General features: G+C 57.8%; 20 protein-coding genes. 7 read left to right on the plus strand and 13 right to left on the minus strand.

Annotated features, from left to right (window positions below; all coding sequences use genetic code 11):
• Positions 1-318: 318 nt before the first annotated feature.
• The 12 genes from AACY31_RS15090 to AACY31_RS15145 all read right to left on the minus strand — a co-directional run bounded on the left by AACY31_RS15090 (position 319) and on the right by AACY31_RS15145 (position 10,591).
• Positions 319-1,284, minus strand: coding sequence for a type II secretion system F family protein (locus AACY31_RS15090; protein WP_339480714.1), 966 nt, complete (start codon positions 1,282-1,284; stop codon positions 319-321).
• A 27-nt stretch (positions 1,285-1,311) separates the two neighbouring features.
• Positions 1,312-2,298, minus strand: coding sequence for a type II secretion system F family protein (locus tag AACY31_RS15095; RefSeq protein WP_339491730.1), 987 nt, complete (start codon positions 2,296-2,298; stop codon positions 1,312-1,314).
• Positions 2,295-3,737: a CpaF family protein gene (locus AACY31_RS15100; protein ID WP_339480712.1), complete on the minus strand. Its 1,443-nt coding sequence runs from the start codon at positions 3,735-3,737 to the stop codon at positions 2,295-2,297. The genes AACY31_RS15095 and AACY31_RS15100 overlap by 4 nt, the downstream gene beginning before the upstream one ends.
• Before the next feature lie 3 nt (positions 3,738-3,740).
• Positions 3,741-4,961: an AAA family ATPase gene (locus AACY31_RS15105; protein ID WP_339491731.1), complete on the minus strand. Its 1,221-nt coding sequence runs from the start codon at positions 4,959-4,961 to the stop codon at positions 3,741-3,743.
• The gene (locus AACY31_RS15110; protein ID WP_339480708.1) at positions 4,955-5,449 is read right to left on the minus strand and encodes a TadE family protein; all 495 of its coding nucleotides are present in this window, start codon (positions 5,447-5,449) and stop codon (positions 4,955-4,957) included. The genes AACY31_RS15105 and AACY31_RS15110 overlap by 7 nt, the downstream gene beginning before the upstream one ends.
• The gene (locus AACY31_RS15115) at positions 5,449-5,931 is read right to left on the minus strand and encodes a TadE/TadG family type IV pilus assembly protein (protein WP_339480705.1); all 483 of its coding nucleotides are present in this window, start codon (positions 5,929-5,931) and stop codon (positions 5,449-5,451) included. Before AACY31_RS15115 ends, AACY31_RS15110 begins: the two co-directional genes overlap by 1 nt.
• An 8-nt stretch (positions 5,932-5,939) precedes the next feature.
• The gene (locus AACY31_RS15120) at positions 5,940-7,256 is read right to left on the minus strand and encodes a TadE/TadG family type IV pilus assembly protein (RefSeq protein ID WP_339480704.1); all 1,317 of its coding nucleotides are present in this window, start codon (positions 7,254-7,256) and stop codon (positions 5,940-5,942) included.
• Between the two features lie 70 nt (positions 7,257-7,326).
• Complete coding sequence (gene cpaB / locus AACY31_RS15125) at positions 7,327-8,142, minus strand: Flp pilus assembly protein CpaB (RefSeq protein ID WP_339480701.1); 816 nt, start codon at positions 8,140-8,142, stop codon at positions 7,327-7,329.
• 15 nt (positions 8,143-8,157) lie between these two features.
• Positions 8,158-9,486 (minus strand): AAA family ATPase, encoded by a 1,329-nt coding sequence (locus AACY31_RS15130; protein ID WP_339480698.1) that lies wholly within the window; start codon positions 9,484-9,486, stop codon positions 8,158-8,160.
• 2 nt (positions 9,487-9,488) lie between these two features.
• The gene (locus tag AACY31_RS15135; protein ID WP_339491733.1) at positions 9,489-10,019 is read right to left on the minus strand and encodes an A24 family peptidase; all 531 of its coding nucleotides are present in this window, start codon (positions 10,017-10,019) and stop codon (positions 9,489-9,491) included.
• A 26-nt stretch (positions 10,020-10,045) separates the two neighbouring features.
• Entirely contained in the window at positions 10,046-10,240 is a 195-nt protein-coding gene (locus tag AACY31_RS15140) for a Flp family type IVb pilin (RefSeq protein WP_339480695.1), read from the minus strand.
• 156 nt (positions 10,241-10,396) lie between these two features.
• Complete coding sequence (locus AACY31_RS15145; RefSeq protein ID WP_339504719.1) at positions 10,397-10,591, minus strand: Flp family type IVb pilin; 195 nt, start codon at positions 10,589-10,591, stop codon at positions 10,397-10,399.
• A 301-nt stretch (positions 10,592-10,892) separates the two neighbouring features.
• Here AACY31_RS15145 and AACY31_RS15150 point away from each other — a divergent pair, with 301 nt between their 5' ends.
• The 6 genes from AACY31_RS15150 to AACY31_RS15175 all read left to right on the plus strand — a co-directional run bounded on the left by AACY31_RS15150 (position 10,893) and on the right by AACY31_RS15175 (position 16,300).
• Positions 10,893-11,762, plus strand: coding sequence for a response regulator transcription factor (locus tag AACY31_RS15150; RefSeq protein ID WP_339504742.1), 870 nt, complete (start codon positions 10,893-10,895; stop codon positions 11,760-11,762).
• A 325-nt stretch (positions 11,763-12,087) separates the two neighbouring features.
• A complete protein-coding gene (locus AACY31_RS15155; protein WP_339480692.1) occupies positions 12,088-13,116 on the plus strand; it encodes a zinc-dependent alcohol dehydrogenase in 1,029 nt (342 codons plus the stop codon).
• Positions 13,117-13,146: 30 nt separating this feature from the next.
• Entirely contained in the window at positions 13,147-13,824 is a 678-nt protein-coding gene (locus AACY31_RS15160; RefSeq protein ID WP_339480690.1) for a dihydrofolate reductase family protein, read from the plus strand.
• Positions 13,821-14,474 carry an HAD family hydrolase gene (locus AACY31_RS15165; protein WP_339491734.1) on the plus strand — a complete coding sequence of 218 codons (654 nt, stop codon included), beginning with the start codon at positions 13,821-13,823 and terminating at the stop codon, positions 14,472-14,474. Before AACY31_RS15160 ends, AACY31_RS15165 begins: the two co-directional genes overlap by 4 nt.
• 4 nt (positions 14,475-14,478) lie before the next feature.
• A complete protein-coding gene (locus AACY31_RS15170) occupies positions 14,479-15,081 on the plus strand; it encodes a DUF1349 domain-containing protein (RefSeq protein WP_339480686.1) in 603 nt (200 codons plus the stop codon).
• A 76-nt stretch (positions 15,082-15,157) separates the two neighbouring features.
• Positions 15,158-16,300 carry an MFS transporter gene (locus AACY31_RS15175; RefSeq protein ID WP_339504744.1) on the plus strand — a complete coding sequence of 381 codons (1,143 nt, stop codon included), beginning with the start codon at positions 15,158-15,160 and terminating at the stop codon, positions 16,298-16,300.
• Positions 16,301-16,370: 70 nt separating this feature from the next.
• Here AACY31_RS15175 and AACY31_RS15180 read toward each other — a convergent pair whose 3' ends face one another.
• Entirely contained in the window at positions 16,371-16,802 is a 432-nt protein-coding gene (locus AACY31_RS15180) for an Lrp/AsnC family transcriptional regulator (RefSeq protein WP_003204346.1), read from the minus strand.
• Between the two features lie 186 nt (positions 16,803-16,988).
• On the opposite strand from AACY31_RS15180, the gene AACY31_RS15185 reads away from it, so the two are divergent.
• Positions 16,989-17,375: a hypothetical protein gene (locus AACY31_RS15185; RefSeq protein ID WP_339480682.1), complete on the plus strand. Its 387-nt coding sequence runs from the start codon at positions 16,989-16,991 to the stop codon at positions 17,373-17,375.
• Positions 17,376-17,406 lie beyond the last annotated feature (31 nt).

Raw genomic sequence — 17,406 nt, forward strand, 5'->3', positions numbered from 1 at the left:
CAGATGCATTCTTTATCGGCGCTTGGGTGAAAGGAGGAGGGGTGAAATCTCCCACGGTCTGTACTGCGGCTAACAGTCAGAATCGAGCTTTGTCCCTCCTCCTCCCTTCAAGTCCTACCATACAAGCCGAGCTTGCTCGCGATGGCGGTGGGTCTGCTTGCACCCATGCTGAATGTACCGTCGCCATCGCGAGCAGGCTCGCTCCCACAATTGGATCGGCGTATGACCGGGAGAATCAGGTCGGCTGTCAGGCCGCCTCGCGAGCAAGCCCGCACAATGGGACGGTGGTGAACACAAGACTCATGAACACCCACCGATCTACATATTCCCGAAGGCCCTGAACACACCGATCATGGCCGGGCCAATGGCGACCAGGAAGAAGCTCGGCCACAGGCAGAAAATCAGCGGGAAGATCAGCTTGGTGCCGATCTTGGCGCCCATTTCTTCTGCTGCCTGGGTACGCCGGTCGCGAAACTCATCGGCGTAGATCCGCAGGGTATCGGCCACGCTGGTGCCGAAACGGATACTCTGCGCCAGCAGGCTGACCAGGCCTTGGATATCCTCCAGGCCAGTGCGCACGGCCAGTTGTTTGAGGGCCTCGGTGCTGGTGATGCCCGCCCGGATCTGCGCATTGACCAGCGCCAGTTCCTCGGCCAGCTCAACCTGACTGACAGACATCTCTTCAGCCACCCGCTCGATCGTCGTGGGCAGGGCCAGGCCCGACTCGACGCAGACCACCATCAGGTCCAGCGCATCCGGGAACGCGGCACGCAGTCGGCCTTGACGGGCCTGCTTGCGTTTGCCGACGTAGATCGCCGGCAGCAACCAACCGATGCCCGCGATGAGCGTCACCGCCAGCAGGCCGATAACCACTGAAACCTTGACCATCGGCAGCAGCACCAACGCAACGCCGACCAGCAACAGCGGCAGCATCAGGCGCACCGCCCAATACATCTGTACCGCCGAGGCAGATCGGTAACCGGCGTGGGTCAGCAAAGTCTGGGTGGCCGACGTGTGGGCCTGGTCGGTCGAGGCAAAGCGCTGGCCGACCCGCTCCAACAAGAGCTGCAGGTTACTGGGCGCCTCCTGCCCCACAGCGTTGCCAGCGTAACCGCGCTTGATCAGCGCCAGGCGCCGCTGCACCGGATCCTGCAGGCCCAGCATCAATAGCATGAGCGCGACAACCGCCAACACCGCACTGACGCCGATCACGCTGACGAACAACAGGCGTGCCAGCTCTTCGTTGCCGGTAAACCGACTCAACAATCCGAGCAAAAAGTCCATGACTGAAACCTCTCGGCGCAACAGCGCTTATACCTGGATCCGGATGATCTTTCTTATCCAGAAAATACCGATCAACATGGCGCAGAACGCGCCGATGATCAGCTTGTGCCCTATGGGGTCATTGATCAGTACCGGCATGTAACTGGGGCTGGTGAGCACGATGGCGATCGCCAGCACGAACGGGATCGCCACCAGCACCCAGGCCGACATGCGCCCTTCCGCCGACAGCGTCCTGATCTTGCGCTGGAAACGAAACCGCCCACGAATCAAGCGGCTCAGACGCTCCAGCACTTCGGTCAGGTTGCCGCCGGTCTCGCGGTGGATGAGGATCGAGGTCACCAGCATCATCACCGTCATGCTCGGCATGCGCTCCAGCAGGCCGAGCATGGCCCGGCGCACGTCGTTGCCATAGTTGATGTCGGAAAACGTCATGCCGAACTCCTGGGCGACCGGCCCTTTGTGCTCCTCGGCGACCAGGCGCAGGGTTTCGTTGAACGGATGGCCGGCGCGCAAGGCCCGGCACATGGCGTCCAGCGCATCCGGCAAACCTTCCTCGAACGCGGCGAAACGCTTGCTGCGGTCACGCAGGATTTTCAACACCGGCACCCAGGTCACCGCAAATGCCGCCAGCAGCGCCATCCACCAGATGGGCGAGACCATCAGCACCAAAGCTCCGGCCCCCACCCCCAGGATCAGGCCGAGCAGCATGACCCGATAAGCTCGGTATTCATGCCCGGCCTGCTCGATCAGTTGGGTCAGGTTGGCCATGAACGGCAGTTGTTCCAGACGGGCTTCCAAGGGGGACAGACGCGTCAGGTATTTCTGCCGCAACACGGTCTGCATGTTGGGCAAGTGGTTGGCCTTCTCCAGCACATGCAGACGCCCGCGAATGCGCTTGCGCATCTTGCCGGCTTCGCCGAACACCGGCACCACTACGCCTTGGGAGAGCAGGAATACGGCGATGAACACCATGGCGAGAAACATCAGGATGAATTCACTGGGGATATTGCTCATGACGTCCGGCCCTCCATCCACTCAGGGCGAAACAAGGTCAGCGGCAATTCGATGCCGCGCTTGGCCAGCACATCGCGGAAGGCCGGGATCATGCCACTGGGCCGATACTCCCCGAGCACCTCACCGTGCTCGCCGATACCCTGGCGCACGAAGGAGAAAATTTCGGTCATGGTGATGACCTCTCCTTCCATGCCGTTGATCTCTTGCATGCTCACCACGCGTCGCTTGCCGTCTTCTTGACGCTCCAGTTGGATCACCACATCGATGGCCGAGGCAATTTGTTGACGCATGGCCTTGATCGGAAACGTCGCGCCCGTCATCGACACCATGTTCTCGACTCGCCCCAACGCATCCCGTGCGGTGTTGGCGTGAATGGTGGTCAGGGAACCGTCGTGACCGGTGTTCATCGCCGTGAGCATGTCCAGTGCCTCGGCGCCGCGCACCTCACCAATGACAATGCGATCCGGGCGCATCCGCAGGCTGTTGCGCACCAACTCCCGCTGGCTCACCTCGCCGCGCCCCTCGATGTTCGACGGGCGGGTTTCCAGGCGTACCACGTGGGGTTGCTGCAGTTGCAACTCGGCCGAATCCTCGATGGTGACGATGCGTTCGTTATGAGGGATGAAACTGGACAGCACGTTGAGCATGGTGGTCTTGCCGCTGCCGGTCCCACCGGAGATCAGCACGTTCAGGCGCCCGCGAACGATGGCCTTGAGCAGCAAAGCAATGGCCGGGGTCATGGTGCCGACCTGGATCAGGCTGTCGGTGTTGAGCAGGTCCACGGCGAAGCGCCGGATCGACATGCTCGGACCGTCGATGGCCAGCGGTGGAATGATCGCGTTGACCCGCGAACCGTCCTTGAGCCGGGCGTCCACCAAGGGCGAGGACTCATCGATACGTCGTCCTAGGCTCGACACGATGCGGTCGATGATGTTCAGCAAATGCTGGTCATCGCGAAAACGCACGTCGGTGCGTTGCAACTTGCCGAAGCGTTCGACGTAGACCGAGGCAAACCCATTGACCAGGATGTCGGACACGCTATGGTCGGCCAACAGCGGTTCCAGTGGCCCGAGGCCGAGCACTTCATCGGTGATCTGCTTGATGATCAGTTGCCGGCTGACGGTACTCACCGGTGCCGAATGTTCCTCGAGCAGGCGCTGGCAGATATCGCGTATCTGCCGAGCGGCCTCGACGTGCTCCAGGGCATCGAGCAACGACAGGTCCATGACCTTGAGCAGTTGCTGGTAGATTTTTTCCCGCCACTCAGCCTCCACCGGCGTGACCTGGCTGCGGGTTTCGTAAAGCACGTCGGGGATGGCCTGCTCCCAGGCCATTAACGCATCTGTCGGGTCCGGCAGGCCTTCGCCGGGCTGGGCGCCCACTGAAGCGCCAGGTTTGGCGGGCTGTTTGCGCAAGCGGTTACGAAAGTCGCTAATCATGGGTCATCCCCCGAAAAAACGGTTGAAGGCGCGTTTAAGCAGGCCCTTGTCTGTGGCCATCTGGTGACCGACCAGGTCTTCGGTCAAATCGCGCAGGGCGGTGGTGATTGCCGCCTTCGGCGCATGCAGCCCCAATGGCACGCCAGTGTTCTGACTCTGGCTGACCAGGTTGAAGTCATTGGGCAATTTCGACAGGTTCGTGCAACGCAGGGCCTCGCCGATGTCCTTGAAGCTGACGGCGGCGGATTTGTCATAGCGGTTGACCACGATCTGCAACTGGTCCCCGCGCACGCCCAGGTCTTCGCGCAGGATCCGCACCAGGGCGCTGGCATCGCGCAGGTGGCTGACGCTCTGTTGCACCACCACGTATACCCGGTCCACCTGTTCCAGCACCGAACCGGTGAGGTGATCGATCTGCCGCGGCAGGTCCACCACCACCCAGTCGTAACTGGCACGAGCCAGTTGCAACAGGGCGTCGAGCTGTTCGGCTTGGGCATCCTGGGGCAGGCACAACTCGCCAGCCCGGCCACCCAGCACATGCAGGGTCGGGCTGAAGTGGCTGCAAAAGCCCCGCAGCGCGACACTGTCCATGTCATCAATCTGCTGCAGCACTTCCAGATGGCTGTGGGACTGCGCCACGTCCAGGTAATGGGTCACGCTGCCAAATTGCAGGTCCATGTCCAGCAGCAAGGTATTGCCTGCCCGGGCACTGAGTTGCTGGGCCAGGTTGCACGCCACCAGGGTCCCGCCGGAGCCGCCCTTGGCGCCGATCACCGCGACCAGCTTGCCCTCGTTGCCACCGCCGAGGCGTACATCCGCGACCACGCGATTCAACGCCGCCACCAGTTCGGTATCGGCAATGGGTTCGGGCAGCACGTCACGAGCACCAGCCTGCATGGCCAGGCGCATGCCTTCCTGCTCGCCCAAAGGACCACACACCAGCATAGGTGGACGCTCATGAGCCGGACGTTGCAGCAACGCCGACAGTTCTTCACGCCACAGGTGGCTGACGCGAAGCAGCAGCAAATCGGGCATGCGGTCCAGGCCGTAGAGCGGGTCGACATGCCCGTTGCTGACCAGCCGCGTGCTGACCTCAAGGCCAGGCATGCGCTGGCAGACGCATTGCAGGTCGCGCAGGGACGTGGCATCGCGGCTGCTGATCAGTATCCGCAGCCCGGCTCTGCCGGTAGCGGACGAAAGCGGAGTTTCCCTAGTGTTCAGCATGGTGTGATCTCCCCGGAATCGGAATGACGCCCAAGGCTTTCGCGTGGCAAGGTTGCCCTGAACGTGGGCAAGGTAATGGGCACGCCTAAGCCGGGAATGAACAGGTTGAAAACGAAATTCTGCACGCTCATCTGGACATAGCGGATGGCTCGAAAGCCGGTGCTGCCGGACGTGTCGGCCGGGTTTGCCACCACGGCGCCATTGACGTCCAGGTAGGTCAGCGCCAGGTTCGTGGTCGCCAGGTTGCTGATCAGTTGACTGGTGCCGGCGTCCGCCGCGGCGTTGAAGATGGCCCGGCGCAACACCACCGGGTCGCTGACATTGCACACCGCCGCCAGACGCGCACCGCGCCGCGCGGCTTCATCCAGTGCATTGACGGTGAAATACAACCGGCCCATCTCCACCACGCCGAACAGCAGGATGAACACCAGTAAGCCCACGAAGGAGAATTCCACGATGTAGGTGCCGCGCATGTGTTTGTTATTCATCACAGCGCCCTCATGACGGTGGTTGCGACCAACTGGATGCCCAGAGGAATGGCATTGCCGAAAAACCCTGGAATCGAACCCGTGCAGTTGCCCGCACCAATCACCGGGCAGAAGGGGTAGGTAATGGTGACGCGCACATGGTCGATGCCCACAGCGGCGACCTGCACCTGAGCCGTGGTCAACCCAGACACCACGGCGGTTCCGGTAGCGCTGGGCACGCCATACACCGCAACGTTTTTCGTCTGGGTCTGAAGTTGCGCATTGTTCACGTTAACGATGCCGTGGGTAGAATCCCATGCCTGGCTGGCGACGAAACGGCCAGCATCGCGACTGGCCTGCAGCAGCACGTTGTACTGGTAGAGCATGCGACCGAACTCGCCGAAGGCCAGCAGCAACACCAGCAGCAACGGCAGCACCAGGGTGAATTCCACCAACGCCACGCCTTGCTGGGCTTGCGCTGGTTTGAACTGAGAAAGTCCCATAACGCCTCCTACGAGTCAGTGCTCGGAGTACCGCTGCCGTTGAGATAGGTTTTGTAGAGCTGGATGATCTGCGGGCCGGAATCAGTGGACGGTGTCGGGCCAGGTACGTTGTCACCCTCGCACTCCTGGACAAACTGGCCAAAGATGATCGACTCCGAACCACCGCCATTCACTGGCTGCAGGACGAAATAGCAGCCGAACCCCAAGACAGGAATCGACGTCGAGCCGTTCAGCTTCCCGTCGCAATCACCAATCACGATCTTCAGCATCCGGCGCTCGAAAACCCCGTTGCTTTCACAACCGCTGGCGCCCCCCGCCACACAGGCGGCGACCTGGGCCCGCCAGTCGTTGTAGTCCTGTATCGCCTCGCCACCCGCTGAGAGATCACCGTTGCTCGAGGTGATGGACTGGCCTTTGTATTGCGGCTGGAGGAGCGAATCGTTGTAGGTGATCGGCGGAGTGCCTGATGACGTGACCAGGTCCGGTGGGTAGTCCGAAGAACTGACCGGGCCGTTGTAGATGCCAAAGCGCGTATTCAAACCTTGGGAAGTTGGACCCGCTTTATTACCTGGCGCGGTCTGGACGTTGTCCCCGACACTGCGGCAAACCGAGCCACCGCCGGCCAGGTCCTCCCGGACCGTTTTGCCGCCTGAGCCGAAATCCAGCAATTGGAAGTTGCCCGGGCCGATGGGCGAGGTGTTCCCCGCCGCCGTCTTCAAGACTTCCAGGTCGCCAAATTGATACCCCCAGAAGTTGCCGGCGGCCGGGTTGTATTGAGTGGGATCACCACAGACCATCAACGGCGCCAGGTCACACGGAGAGGTCGGGCTGGGACCGGCAGTGGCAATTGCCGCCACGCGCTTGCTGCCCAAGCCAGCGCTGCCCATCGTTTGCACGAAGCTCCAGAAGAACCCGCTCAATTGATAGCTGGACACCGACACCCGTACGTACTTGGCATCGGTAGGTCCTGGATAGGAGAACGGGCCGTAGACGCTGTTGGACAGTTCCACCACGGCAAACGAACCCGGGTCGCCGGCGACGGCGGTTGCCAGCTCGGTGTTGCCGGCGGCGTTGGCATTTCTATTGAGTGTGTCCAGGGCCGCAGCACGAGTGATGCTGGCCATGTTAATGCCACTGCTCACCTGGCTCAGGGTCTTGGCGCCGCCCAGGGCCGCGGCATCCACCGCATTTTGCAGGCGCGTCTTGTTCAACAGCATGTGCCCACCATCCAGGGCCAACGCCGCCATCATGGAAATCGCTACCAGGGCGATCACCATCAGTACACTCACCGCCCCTCCCTGGCGCCGGATATTGGCATTCATCATCGAGCCCTCATTACAACGTTTGAGGATCGGCACCGCCACGGCCCGTAACGGCCTGGCATGGAGGTGTCATTCAGCGGACATTGATCACGGTGCTTTCAACCCCGCGGATCAACGTGATCGCCCCGCCTTGCGGCTTGGCACTGCGCTGCACCGCAGGTTTTGCCACTGGGGCCGCAGCCATCGCCATGACCGGCGCTGGCGCAGGGGCAGGCGGCGTAACGGTTTTCTTCTCCATGTTCAACGGGTTGCGCAAGGCCAATTGCAGCTTGCCCTCGGTCTGCGCAGTGACCAGCAATTCCGCCTCGGTGGCGGACATTTCCAGTGTCACGGCCCGCACCACTACAGGTTGGGTCTTGTCCGTGCCGGCGGTCTGATCCACGGCCAGCACCCGCAGGTTTTCCAGGAGGGTCCGGGACGTGGCGCTGTTGCTCCCGGCACTGGTGGTCTTGGTCGCCAAGACATCGACCCGGTTGCCCGGCAAGAGGAAGCCCCCCACGCCCACCACATCATCCACACGCACCGATATGGCCCGTTTGTCCGGTGCGATCAGCGAAGCCAGGGTGCTGCCACCCAAGTGCTCGCTCAGACGCGCGCCCCGCACGATGTCGCCGCGCAGAATGTCGAAGGTGGCGATCTTGCCCACGGCTTGCTCGCTGGCATCGAAGGCGTCGTCCGGGATCGTGTCCATGGGCATGCGCACGGTCGTGACTTGCTGGGCCTCGACCATTTGCCCAAAGGGGATTTCCACCGTGGCGACCACCACGCTTCGTAAATGGTCATCGGGCGTCGCGTTGAGTCGCGCACTCAGCCAGGAGTCGGCCATCCATGCGGCAGCAAGGCCCATTACCAGGGAAACGCCTATCAGGGGAAGCGTACGAGAGCTCATGTCGGTATCTCCAGATCAAAGAAAGTCGAGCTGAACGAAGTAGTTGTGCCAGGCCCATTCCAGCTCTTGCGGCAACAAGGGTCCGGAACCGCCCAGGTAACGCTGGCGGTCAAGCGCCATGTTCAACAGGTCACGGGGATGGCAAGGCACCAGCGGCATGCCCTCGCCTGCGTACAACCGCTGCAGGACATAGCGCACCAACAGGGGGTCATACGGGATGCCCAGGCGTTCGCACTCCTGGCGCCAGATCTGTTCGTATTCCTCGGGCTTGAGGTAGCCGAACTGCACCTTGTAGCCAATACGCCGCAGGAACGCCTCGTCGGCCAATTCGAGGGGATTGAGGTTGGTGGAAAACACCAGCACCAGGTCGAACGGCAACTCGCAATGCCGGCCGCCGCCCAGGTTGATGAAATCGCGCTTCTCCTCCATAGGTACGATCCAGCGATTGAGTAGTTCGGCCGGGGCCATGCGCTGGCGCCCCATGTCGTCGATGATGAACAGGCCGTTGCTGGCCTTGAGCTGCAACGCCGCCTGGTATTGCCGGGTGAACGGGTCGTAGCGCACGTCCAACTGTTCCATGCTCAGCTCGCCGCCAGTGATGACGATCGGGCGTTTGCAGCACAGCAGCCGGCGGTCGATGCCTTCGTTGAGCATCAGGTTGTTCGATTGACCGTTGTCATCCAGGCGCTGGTGCACCTGTGGGTCGTAGATCTCGATCACCGACTCATTGATGACGATGGCATGGGGCACCCAGATGGCCTCGGCGAACAGCCGGATCAATCGGCTGCTGACATAAGTTTTGCCCGTGCCCGCCGGGCCGTAGATCATGATCGCCCGCCCGGAATTCAGGGCGACGCCCAACTGGTCGAGCATGCCTTGGCTCAGCACCAGGCCGGCCAGGGCCTGGTGCATGTCCTTGGCGGTGATGCGGCCATGGTGGATGGTCTGGATCTTGATCAGCGAGCGATAAGTGCTCACCGGGAACGGCGCCGCGCCGATGTAGCCGCTACGGGCCAGGGCGTCACGCGCCGAACTGCGGCCGCGCTCGGTCAGGCCATAACGCAGCGCCTGCCCACCCGTTTGCCCCAACTGGCCCAGCACCTCAACGCGACCGTCCTTGCGCAGGAACCCCAGGACTTCTTCCAGTACTGCGCCGGTCAGGGCCAGGCGCTCCACCAGCCGCGACATGTCCAGTACACCGGCGTCGTGCAAGTGCTTGCACACCAGCTCACCCAGGAAGCTGTCGGTCAGGCCGGTGTCGCGAATGGTGATGGGTTGTGGCGCCAAGCGTTGGACCGCTTCCCGTTCGCTGGGGTAGGCATCGCTATCGTTGATGACGTGCATGACTAGACTCCCCAGCCGCCGGCAACCAGTTGCCAGTAAACGCTGTTCAAAGTACCGATCAGAATTGCAATCGAATAAGGAAAGGGTTTGCCGGCCACTTCATTGGAAGTCGGCGCCAGATAGGACTGGGCTCGCACAATCAACCAGTAGCGCCCCAGGGTCTGAAGCAGTTGGCCACGGGCCAGGACGATCAGGAAACCGCACACACCGCCGGCGATCAGGCTGAACAGCGCCGCCCACAGTGCGTAATGAAAAGGCAGGAAGCTGCCGACCATGGTCATCAGCTTGACGTCACCGGCGGCCATGCCACCGACCGCGTACATGGGCAGGAACAACCCGAAACAAATCAGCATGCCCAGCAGGCTATCGCCCAGGCCGCCGAACCCACCGGTATACACCTGGCTGGCCAACCCCAGGGCAAGCCCCAACAGGACCAGCGTGTTGGGGATGCGGTGGCGACGCAGATCGCTCACCACCGCCACACCCAGCAGTCCTAGCAGCAGTACCGTCGACACCAGCAATTCCATGGACATGAGCGGTCTCCCTAGCGTGATTATCGTTAGCAGGCGACGTTGCCATTGGCGGCTTGGCACAACGTACGGATCCTGGTATTCACCGCACCGCCCAGAAGGACGAATCCCGCTGCCACCAACACCGTGATCAAGCCGCCTGCCACCCCGTACTCAACAATGGTCAGGCCGTCTTCATCTTTGGCGAACTTGCTGGTCGAAGTTTTTATTGTCTGGAAAGTCATTTCATGAACCTCACGTATGTAAGAGGTACTGTGACGAACTTGGTTGGAGGGGACAGCGCGAAGTCCATTTGATTGATTCGTTGTACTCACTGCAAAAGAGTCGCAAGCGTTATTCCTTAAAAGTGACCGTGCCCCCTTCACTGCAAGTTGCCGCAGTCAGCAGGGAACGTTGCCGTTGACCGCCTGGCACAGCGCACGGATCTGGGTATCCACGGCGCCACCCAGAAGCACAAACGCGGCGGCCACGGCCACCGTGATCAACCCACCGGCCACTGCATATTCCACAATGGTCAGGCCATCTTCATCTTTGGCGAACTTCAGTACCGAAGCCTTGATTGTTTGAAGAGTCATTTCGCACACCTCATCGGGATTGTTTTTTCAAGGGGCAGTACATCGCGAACTGCCTGATGCAACCCTAGTCAGTAGGTGGCCAGAGCCGTTAGGAGGATTTTGCACATCGCTAGGATTATTTTGCGGCGGGTGGAAAAGGCTCCGGGACGGAGAATTCATCCCCGCAACAGGCCGAAACGGGCGGTCCGCGAGGGGATGACGCTAAAGAATCGGATTTTTATTAAAAATTATCCGGCGAAGTGATGGCACAGTGACAATACTGCTAGCTAAAGGGCAGAAAAAATCTGTGAGTAGTCGTCCTATGGGATCAAATCCGACTGGAAAACCAAAGCTGTTGTGGGTCGATCTGACTCATGATCGGTCCAGCAAGAAACTCGCCTCCCAGTTCCTGGACACGTGCGACTGCACGTTGGCAAAGAACGCCATGTTGCCCGGCGGGGAACAGGTCGACATGATCTGCATCCACTTCGATCGCCCGGACACGCCAGGCCTGCTGCGCCTGTTGGAGATCAAGCGGACCGTTCCAACCATCCCCATCACCATGTTCACCGTGCAGCACTCCGAAGAACTGGCGGTGTGGGCCATGCGCTCCAGCGTCTGGGAATACATGGTGCTGCCCCTGTCTGTCGCCGAGAGAACGCGCTACCTGACGGCCGTGGTGCAACTGTGCGAGTTGCGCCGCAATACCAATGGCCGGGCAAAAACCTCGCAGATCGACCACTCCCCAACCCTGCCGGACAGCATCCGCCTGACCTCCGGGCACCAGAAGCACCATGCCCTCAGCCACATCATGCTGTACATCGACCAGCATTTTCGCGAAAGCATCGATCAGCGCGATCTGGCCAAGCGCAGCGGCATGACCACTTTTCGCTTCAGCCGGCTGTTCAAGGAAGCCAATGGGCTCGGCTTCACCGACTACGTGCTGAACAAACGCATGAGCTTTGCCAAGGAACTGCTCGACAACAGCCAGATGCCCATCACCAGCATCGGTTATGAAGCTGGCTTCAAGGACCCGTCCTACTTCGCCCGCGCCTTCAAGCAATACGCCGGTTGTACCCCCAGTGAATATCGCCTTGCGTACCAGAAGCGCAGCGCAAACCCTGCACCGGCGCCTGCGGATAAAGCGGCTCTGGAAGCGATTGAAAACCTGGTGCATAGCCTTGAGGACTGAAACGGCTTTGCACACCCATTGATTTCATTGCGCGTCGAAACCTGTATCCAAATCATAATATTCGGACACTGCAGACGCTGAAAAAACAGGGCACAGCCAATATTTACCACGCCAGTGGTGCCAAGCTGAAACAACATGAATCACCCTGTATTTATCCGTAATTCTTTTCCGACTGAAACAATCGCTATCGCCCTTGCATAATGCCGACCAGAATTTCCGAATGGATGAAAGCGAGCGTCCTCCGTGGTCCGTTTGCAGATATCGCCGGCGCAAAACCGCTGATCGACATGTTTCATGAACAATCAAATAGAGTCCTGATGGGTATATGAAGGCAATCAGTTTAGTGAGCCCACAAAAGTTGGGCCTGGTGAGTCACCACGAACTCAATATGCTACCCGACGATGGTGTAGAGATAGAAATTGTACTATCCGGTATTTGCGGGACGGATCTGGCTGTATTAGCAGGCCGTGAAGAGGGACAGACAGGCATCGTTCGTGGTCACGAAGCAGTCGGCATCGTCGTCAACGTTGGGCCAGATGTAACACGCGTGCGTAAAGGTATGCGTGTTGTTGTAGACCCCAACGAATACTGCGCTAACTGCGAACACTGTAATTCAGCTAAAACCCATCTGTGTACAGGTGGCTCAAATGCCAGTCTGAACATAGCCGGTGTCAACAAGCACGGTACATTTGCAGAGCGCTTTATAACGCAGGAGCGTTTTGTACACGGCATCCCAGACGATATGAGCTGGGAAACAGCCGTGCTGATTGAACCCGTAGCCTGCATTTTGAACAATATTGAACAAGCCTCCATAAAAGCGGGAGAACGTGTGCTGCTTCTAGGGTCAGGCCCGATGAGTCTGGTGGCACAAATACTGTTACGCGCAATGGGCATCCACACACGCGCAACCGACTTGAATACCTTTCGAATTGAATTCGGGCGTTCGTTAGGTTTGGATATTGTGTATCCCGACGAACTTGAATCCAGCCAGCCTGTTCAAGAACGATTTGATGTTGTCATAGACACCGTCGGCAACCAGCTCCAAACAGCCGCCAATAGGGTCTGTCGAGGCGGCAGGATTGTTCTGTTTGGATTTAACGGCACGTATCAGTACTCGCTTCCCGTAAAATACTTTCTAATCAATGCCATCAGTATCATTGCAGCCGGCGAGTACAATCAGCACTTTCCACAGGCACTGCGCATCGCCCATAGACTTCCTGAACTTGGAAAGCTGGTCACGCATCGTTATCCGCTTGAAGCGTATTCAGCAGCATTTGATAGTTTATTGAATGATCCATCTGCACCCACGGTGAAAAGCGTTTTCACACCGAACCCCATGTACTTGCCACGCTAAATCTCACACCTATTCCAAGTGAACCCCTTTATGAAAGTTACTGTATTTAGTCAAATTTCCATTGACGGCAAACTGACGCTTGGCAATGAAGCATCCAGCAAACCGCTCTTTCAACACTTCGACGATGAAGACATGCGCTTTATCCATAAATTTCGCGGTGAAGTAGATGCCATCATGGTCGGGCGTCATACGATTGTCACAGACGATCCTCAATTGACCAATCGGTATGAGACGGGGCGTAACCCTGTTCGTATTATCCCTACGACATCGCTGAACTTTCCGGCCTCTGCGAAAATCCTAAGCTCTCCCGGGCACACGATCATCGCGACGACAGAACAGGCGCGTGACCACGAGATGGTCGAACAAATCCGCGCGCATGGCAAAGAGGTGCTTTTTGCAGGAACCGCACGAGTCGACTTCAAACAGCTTTTCCCGATGCTCGAGGCTCGCGGAATAAATCACATCATGGTCGAGGGCGGCGGCCAGCTGAATTGGCAAGTATTCAATCTCGATCTCGTCGACGAAATCATGCTCATGCAACTACCTATCATTATTGGCGGCGCAGCCACCACCACCCTAATAGACGGCGAGGGATTCCGGGATATCGAAATGACGAAATCGTTCAAACTGCATGAGTTCGAAGCACGTTCGCACTATAATTTTTTGCATTTCAAACGCGACCCAAAACAGCAACGGGCACACGGATGACTGCCATTCAAGGGTTCATCTTCGATATGGACGGCGTTCTGGTTGACAGCGAGCCGCTTTATATGGAGCAGGAGAAGAACTCCTATGCGCGCTACGGCGTAATGCTTAATGACGCCGCACTGTCGCGCTTTGTAGGAACCACCCAGCATTATATGTGGAGCGCCATCAAAACTGAATATGGGCTTGCCCAGTCTCTGGATTGGCTTATGGCAGAGCATCAGCAGCAGTTGTTGGCTGCATTGAACTCAGAGCCCCTGCCCCCTATGCCAGGCGTGACGCAACTTCTCGGTGCCTTGAATAAAGCAGGTATCCCCTGCGCAGTGGCGTCGTCTTCGCCTAGAGGACTCGTTGAGATCATTTTGCGCAAGGCGGGGCTGCACATTTTTTTTAATGAAATTGTTTGCGGCGATGACATTAAACATAGCAAACCAGACCCCGAGATATTTCTCATGGCCGCTAAGCGCTTGGGTACCCTCCCCTCGGCCTGTGTGGTGATTGAAGATTCAGCCCATGGTGTGGCGGCGGCGAAAGCCGCAACAATGTTTTGTATTGGCTTGCTTAACCCCAACTCAGGACAGCAGGACCTTAGCGCGGCGAATTTTTGTGTTCACCAGCACAGCGAAATAACCCACTGGCTTTCCGAGCAATAAAAACATGAAAACGCTGAATACTTCAGACTGGACCTGGATTAATGCGACAGAGCGATCTTCCATTAGTGATCGCGAAATCATCATTCATACCACGCCCGACACCGACTTTTGGCGAGGCACTTATTACGGCCTGGAGTACAACAATGCACCCGCCGTTGTTGTTGCAAGCGACGAACAATATTGGACATTTAAGGCCAAGGTAGCTTTTGCCTCACACACCCACTTCGACCAATGCGGTTTGTTCATCTACCAGAATGAAAACAACTGGATGAAAAGCGGCATCGAATATCAGAACAACGGTTTCCAACAACTATTTTCCGTCGTAACAAACAGTGGCTATTCGGACTGGTCCATGGTTAATTTCGATCGTACTACGCAGACCATGTACTATCGACTGAGCCGAAGAGGTTGCGACTTCCTCCTTGAAAACTCCATTGACGGGACGGACTTCAGCATGATGCGCATGTTTCACATGTTTCATGCAGACGAGTCTGTTCAATTCGGTTTTTTTGCCAGCAGCCCGGGCGATTCTTCTTTTGCCGCACACTTCTCACAGTTTGAATGGACTGAATGTTGCTGGAAAGAGCACGGCGCTCCTCGCTTCTAATCTCAAGAGTTCCTACATCATGTTGTCTTCGCCCTCCCCCAACCGCCAAGCGCTTTACGCTTGCTATGCAGCCATGATGTGTTTGGCTATGGCACTCAACTTTCTACCGGTATACCTGACCACCTTCAGTGATGCTTTTGGCCCCTCTTCAGGGCTGACGACGGAACAACTTGGCCGAATCCCGGCTGTCATGTTCCTCAGTTTTATAATAGCCATTTTGATCACCGGACCATTGGCAGACAGGGGCAACGCCAAGCTGATTATCCTCCTTGGAGTGATGACCACTTTATCAGGCTTGGGCCTCGTGGCTTTCGCACCGTCGTACACCTTCCTGCTGTTCGCTGTTGCCATCATGGGGTTTGGTGCAGGTGTGCTGGATATGATCCTCAGCCCCATTGTCGCCGCCCTGCAGCCCGAACGCCGAAGCGCCGCCATGAACTGGTTGCATTCGTACTTCTGCATCGGGGCGGTCAGTGCTGTGCTGATCGCAAGCATCGCGTTGAAATGGGATATATCCTGGCGCTTGGTTGCCTTGGGCTTGATGATTGCCCCGCTGGCCACCTTCCTGTTGTTCATACGATTAACGCTGCCGCCCCTGGTACAGGCGCATGAGCAACGTGAGTCCATGCCCACACTGATCAAGCAGCCATATTTCATCGCCTGCATGATTGCTATCTTTCTAGGTGGGGCCACAGAAGTGGGACTGTCCCAATGGCTACCCGCCTTTGCTGAGCAAGGATTGGGTTATTCAAAAGAAGTGGGGGGCTTTGCACTCGCCGGCTTTTCCGTTGGCATGGCACTCGGGCGCATTGCCGCCGCCATGCTGCAAGAGCGGGTACCCGCCATCTCACTGATGCTGGGATGCTGCGCCGTTACCGTCGTCCTGTTTTTCCTGATCAGCTTTGCACCTAGTCCTGCAATGGCGTTAACCGCCGCCATCGCCGCAGGGTTCTCAGGCAGTTGCCTATGGCCAACGATGCTCGCCATTACTGCTGATGCGTACCCCCAAGGTGGCGCAACGATGTTTTCTGTACTGACCGCCTCCGGGAATGCTGGGTGCAGTTTGATCCCATGGCTAGTAGGGATGATTTCAGCGCACTCGGATTTGCACATCGGTTTACTGGCGGTCACTCTCTGCCCGGCAACCATGATGCTGTTACTCGTATGGATGTCTCGTAGGCCAAATCCCCAGACGCGTGCAGATATTCCCCGGATTTAGACGGGACGCCAGTGGCCGGGGAGACCATGTGAATCGGCCACCCCGGCCCCGCTGCACAGGCAGCCCAGACTCACGGGGCGAGCTTTCTTCTCTCGATAGGTATGGACAGAACAATGCTGGTACGCGTCTCACCGTACGCATTGATTTTCGCAATAATGTCCTCGATCTCAGCCATGGACCTGGCATAGATCCTGATCAGGTAGGAGTCGTTCCCCGTGATGTGCAGGCACTCAACGACTTCAGGTATGTCGGTGAGCGTCGCTATTAATTTGGATTTCGCCGGCTTGAGGGTGGTGATGCCGACGACTGCGGATATGCCGTACCCCAGTTTGGTTGGATCTAACTGAGCGCAATAGCCCTTGATGACCCCTGAGTCTTCAAGTTTGCGTAACCTGTCATTGGTGGCAGGAATAGAAAGACCCGCGTGCTTGGAAAGCTCTGTGATGGAAATGCGACCACAGTCCTGTACCTTACCCAGGATTTTGACGTCTATACGATCCATGTGCGTTTCCCCTGGTTAAAAGTATAAATTTTAATGAAAAGCCCGCGTTTTTCATTAAAAAAAGCATGCACCAAAATAAAGCAGCGCGCTAGTCTATTTCCAGCCTGAAAACCTGATGGCAATCAATAGCTGCTCTTTAGCGTGACCCACTCATAATAAAATGTTCTCTCCAGGGATGGTATTCGCATGGAAGATGAGAAGACAAAGTGTGGAAAAAAGTCATACTCATTCGCTCAGCCTATTGGCACGAAAGTCCTAAATCTTCGCCACTTCCAGAAGGACCCGGCCCTGATGTACCTGAGCGGCGTCAGTTTCTTTTCGCTGGGCGCCAAGTGCATCATAATCAGTCAACTGGGTACCGACCCATTAGACGTTCTGATCATCTCGACCGATAAAATATTTATGTTCGGCATGGGCACTTGTTCGGTTATCGCGCCCCTCTTCTTCCTGGCAGGGTGGATGCTCTGGAACAAAAAATACCCGCCGATAAGTCCTTTCATTACAACGACCATGAAAGCCAAGCGCTTTTCACTCAAGAACGATGGTTTGACTCGCGCTTCATCCGCTTACTAATACCCATAAAGATAGCAGCCATGCATGGCGA

It is taken from the genome of Pseudomonas sp. RL_105y_Pfl2_101 (assembly GCF_963970585.1).
Taxonomy (GTDB): domain Bacteria; phylum Pseudomonadota; class Gammaproteobacteria; order Pseudomonadales; family Pseudomonadaceae; genus Aquipseudomonas.